Genomic DNA, 4,275 nt, shown 5'->3' on the forward strand with positions numbered 1-4,275 from the left:
CCCTCCGGCTTTTTCCGGTCAGACCGGGCGGATGCTTTTCCCATGATACCATAAATTCCCTGTTTCAACAAGCACTGAAAACCGTGCTCCGTTCTCACCGTATCCAGCCCCAGCTGATGGCGAGAAATTCTCCCAGAAAATACATGCCTCGAAGCCAGACAAGCACAGAAGCTGCAAACAGGGGAATGGCCATATCCTTTCTTTCCCTTGCGATTCTTCCTCCAATCCGCAGCGCCACGCAGATCAGCAAAACCATGGTTCCAAAGCAGGCCCTGTCCGGATAATGGGGGGACAGGATCATGGCTCCCCAGGAGAGCAGCGCACACCCCAGCAGAATCACATTTCTCCTGCCAAGCTTAAGCTTTAAGGCCCTGCCAAGCAAAAGCATGGCGCACACTACCAAAAGCGCCGGGAACAGATATTCCAGAGCCGCCTTGCTCTGGGCATATCCCCGAAGAAAGCACCTCCACAAAAGTCCGTATTGATCTTCTTTCGTCTGGGCGCTTCTTACATAGTTGCCTGGAGCGGCAATCATCATGACCCAGCCAAAAAGGCAGGAAAGGCTCCCTAGGACCATCCAGGGCTTTATTCTCTTATTTTCCCTGAAAAGAAGCACCATTACAAAGAGACTGGAAAGCCACACTGCAGGCCCCATATTTTCATTGCTCCAGCCTGCCAGAATCCCCAGTGGAACAATCCATACCCCGATTCCCGGCAGGGGCTTAATTCCTTCCTGCAAAAAGGGCTGTGCGTTTTTGCCAAAGCCTCCTGCATCTGCCAGCTCTCTTAAATAGCAGTACAAAAAGGCCAGTAAAAACACGGTGATATACAGATAATTGGCTGCCCCGGACTGCCAGAACATACTCATTTTCCAGTTGGCGTTTAGTGCAGGAAGCATACCGCAGGCAGCAAAAAAAGCAGGAAGTCTCTTGTTTCCCGCCACTGTGCATATCAAAAGGGCAAGCAAAAAGGTTACCCCACATTTAAAACATCCGCTGCGCTTTCTCCGGCCAGCAGCGTCAGCTGTAGAATACTGTGGGTCATGCTTCTTCCGCCCCAGTTAAAATAATGCCATATCTGGCTTTTAAAAATATCAGACACCGTCCTGACAGGAGTATCCTCCGCAAGAAGGGTAGCATACCACAGATCGTCCATCATAAAAGGAACGGCTCTGTGAACAGCGTACATCACAACTGCAGTCACAAGCACAAGCGCCGCTGCAATCCCCGTCAGAATACGGTTTTGTTTTCCTTTCATTTTCCCTTTTTCCCTCACTGCATCTGCCTGTCCTTAAGCTGCTGCTCAAAACGGCTTTCAATCAGCTCCAGCGCCATGGCGTACTGCTGCATCTCCCGGCTCACCTTGTCCTTGTCGTCATACTCCTTCTTGTAGCAGATGCGGTGCTCCATGCTTGCCCAAAAGTCCATGGAAAGTGTACGGAACTGCACCTCTACCGGATAGTATTCCATAGCGTCCAGACAGTGGATCGGCACTCCAAACACAATGTGGAAGCTGCGGTAGCCGCTCTTTTTGGGCTTTTTAATATAATCAGACTCCTTTATGACAATCAAATCAGCCTGCCTTTTCAAGCACTGTACCAGGTCATAGATTTCCTCCGGGAAATAGCAGATCACCCGTATGCCGGCAATGTCCATCAGATGATCCTTTGCATTCATAACACTGTCCGTCAGCGCAAGCCTCTCCAGCTTTCCCTCAATGCTTTTCTTGTCCTTAATACGGTTCTGGATATGATGAATCGGCTTTCCCGTGTCCTTGCTGTAAATGCTGTGATTCAATATTTCAAGCTTTGTCAGCATGACCTGGCTGACATCCTCATATGGCTTGATCAACTCATAATACTGCTCATTCGTCATTGGTCTTCCCACCTGTTTTCCAGCTGCTTTAAGGCCGGCTGCTGGCATCGCCGACTGCCGACCTCTTAAGCATACCTCATAAATGTGAACGATCTATGAGCATTTTCTAAAATTTGGCTTATATTTTCCTAAAGCTGCAGCGCCTTGATGCGTTCCACTGCCTCCACGGTATTCTCGTAGCTTCCAAAGCCGGTGAGACGGAAGTAGGTCTCTCCGCTGGGACCAAAGCCCGACCCCGGCGTACCCACCACATTGGCTTTTTCCAAAAGACAGTCAAAGAATTCCCAGCTGGTCATGCCTTTGGGCGCCTTCAGCCAGATATAGGGCGCATTCACGCCGCCGGACACGGTATAGCCTGCGCTCTTTAAGCCCTCCAGAATATACCTTGCGTTTTTCATATAGTAGGCCACCTGCTCCTTCAGCTGCGCCTTTCCGGCTTCCGAATATACGGCCTCTCCCGCCCTCTGCACGATGTAGGGCGCGCCATTGTATTTTGTGCCGTGGCGTCTCGCCCACAAGGAATGCAGAGACACACCCTGACACTTTAATTCCTTAGGAACTACCGTAAAGCCAAGACGCACGCCGGTAAAGCCTGCATTTTTGGAAAAGGAACGAAACTCGATGGCGCAGGTCTGGGCCCCCTGGCACTCGTAAATGCTGTGCGGCACGTCCTCCTCTGAGATATATGCCTCGTAAGCCGCATCGTACAAGATCACAGCTCCCACCTTATTGGCATAATCCACCCACTCCTGGAGCTGCTCCTTCTTCAAAACGGCTCCTGTGGGATTGTTGGGGAAGCACAGATAGATCAGGTCGGGGGTCTTTTCCGGAAGCTTCGGCGCAAAGCCGTTTTCCTCAAGACAAGGCATATAGATTACATCACTCCAGGTTTCCGTGGTCTCGTCATAGGTGCCCGTTCTGCCCGCCATCACATTGGAGTCCACATATACGGGATAAACAGGGTCACATACTGCGATCTTGTTGTCCAGGCTGAAAATTTCCTGAATATTGGCACAATCACATTTCGCTCCGTCCGACACAAAAATCTCGTCGGCGCTGATGCTGCAGCCCCGGGCCTCGTAATCGTTTTTTGCAATGGCATTTCTAAGAAATTCATATCCCAGATCAGGCGCATAGCCATGGAAGGTTTCCGCATGTCCCATTTCGTCCACCGCCTTGTGCAGCGCCTCAATGATCACCGGCGCCAAAGGCTGGGTCACGTCTCCAATTCCCAGGCGAATCACCTTTTTATCAGGATGCGCTGCCGAATAAGCGTTTACCTTCTTTCCAATGGTGGAAAAAAGATAGCTCCCGGGCAGCTTCAGATAATTTTCATTCAGTTTAAACATAATGCTCTCCTCTCTTCGTTTTCACTCTGTAGGCGTTTGCGAAACTGGCTGGCAAAGTCACGAACCTGGTCATAATAACCAAAAACGGGTTCCGAAGCAGTGGCTAGTCACCCTTTTTTTGGTTATTATGACCAGTTTCTGGTGCTGCATATTTCATAAGCAGACCCTTGCTGACCGCCGGTACTTAGGCTGCGTACTTTGCAGCCTTAGGTACCGCTGCAGTCAGCTCGGAGCGAAAGCGTGTCTGTGTTGAAATATGCAGCATACACAGCTGGGAACACAAAATTTTTATTCCACAATTCTTTGACTTCTCCCTCAAAAACCGTTTCCGCGGGACCTGTCATATATACCAGGTTCTGTTCACGGTCCCATTCTATCATAAGCTCGCCGCCTAATAGTTTAACAGTAATCGAAGGTTCCGTCAATTGGTTCAGCACACAGGCTACAGCCACCGCGCAGGCGCCGGTGCCGCAGGCTAAGGTTTCTCCCGTTCCCCGCTCCCATACCCGCATGGATACGGTCTTTCGGTCTATGATTTCCACAAATTCCGTGTTTACCCTGTTTGGAAAACAGGGATGATTCTCAAAGAAAGGGCCGATCTGCTCCAGCTTTAGCTCCTTCACGCCCTTGGTGAAAATAACCGCGTGGGGATTTCCCATGGAGACACAGGTCATCCGGTATTCCTTCCCCTCCACCAGGATGGGCTCATCCACCGCTTTGTCCCCGGAAACCAGAACCGGTATCTGTGCAGGAGAGAGCACAGGGCTTCCCATGTTTACACGCACAAGGGTCACCTCGCCTCTCTCCTGCGTTCTCCCCGCCTTTTTTTCCACCGTCAAATCCAGATACTTTATCTGCCCGGCGCTGACGATACTGATGCGCTCCTTGTCGGTCATCCCGTTATCATACACATACTTTGCCACGCAGCGTATGCCGTTTCCGCACATTTCCGCCCTGCTGCCGTCGGCATTGTACATCTCCATCTCAAAGTCCGCCTCCGCAGATGGATTAATAAAAATCAGGCCGTCTCCGCCCACTCCAAAGTGGCGGTC

At 50.8% G+C, this 4,275-nt stretch carries 5 protein-coding genes; all 5 read right to left on the minus strand.

Annotated elements, in window-relative coordinates; all coding sequences use genetic code 11:
* Window positions 1-94: 94 nt before the first annotated feature.
* Entirely contained in the window at window positions 95-943 is an 849-nt protein-coding gene (locus tag AC1WIP_RS12310; protein WP_481142105.1) for a DUF6056 family protein, read from the minus strand.
* Between the two features lie 29 nt (window positions 944-972).
* Entirely contained in the window at window positions 973-1,257 is a 285-nt protein-coding gene (locus tag AC1WIP_RS12315; protein WP_481142106.1) for a DUF6056 family protein, read from the minus strand.
* A gap of 14 nt (window positions 1,258-1,271) precedes the next feature.
* The gene (locus AC1WIP_RS12320; protein WP_481142107.1) at window positions 1,272-1,874 is read right to left on the minus strand and encodes a GTP pyrophosphokinase; all 603 of its coding nucleotides are present in this window, start codon (window positions 1,872-1,874) and stop codon (window positions 1,272-1,274) included.
* A gap of 128 nt (window positions 1,875-2,002) precedes the next feature.
* Window positions 2,003-3,223 (minus strand): LL-diaminopimelate aminotransferase, encoded by a 1,221-nt coding sequence (locus AC1WIP_RS12325; RefSeq protein ID WP_481142108.1) that lies wholly within the window; start codon window positions 3,221-3,223, stop codon window positions 2,003-2,005.
* A gap of 206 nt (window positions 3,224-3,429) precedes the next feature.
* The coding region (dapF, locus tag AC1WIP_RS12330; protein ID WP_481142109.1) for a diaminopimelate epimerase at window positions 3,430-4,275 on the minus strand (846 nt) is incomplete at its 5' end.

Source organism: Acetatifactor sp. (assembly GCF_982438285.1).

What these genes read in the sequence shown, in the direction of transcription:
- AC1WIP_RS12315 (WP_481142106.1), bottom strand. Translation starts at nt 1,257, where the DNA reads ATGAAAGGAAAACAAAACCGTATTCTGACGGGGATTGCAGCGGCGCTT.
- AC1WIP_RS12320 (WP_481142107.1), bottom strand. Translation starts at nt 1,874, where the DNA reads ATGACGAATGAGCAGTATTATGAGTTGATCAAGCCATATGAGGATGTC.
- AC1WIP_RS12325 (WP_481142108.1), bottom strand. Translation starts at nt 3,223, where the DNA reads ATGTTTAAACTGAATGAAAATTATCTGAAGCTGCCCGGGAGCTATCTT.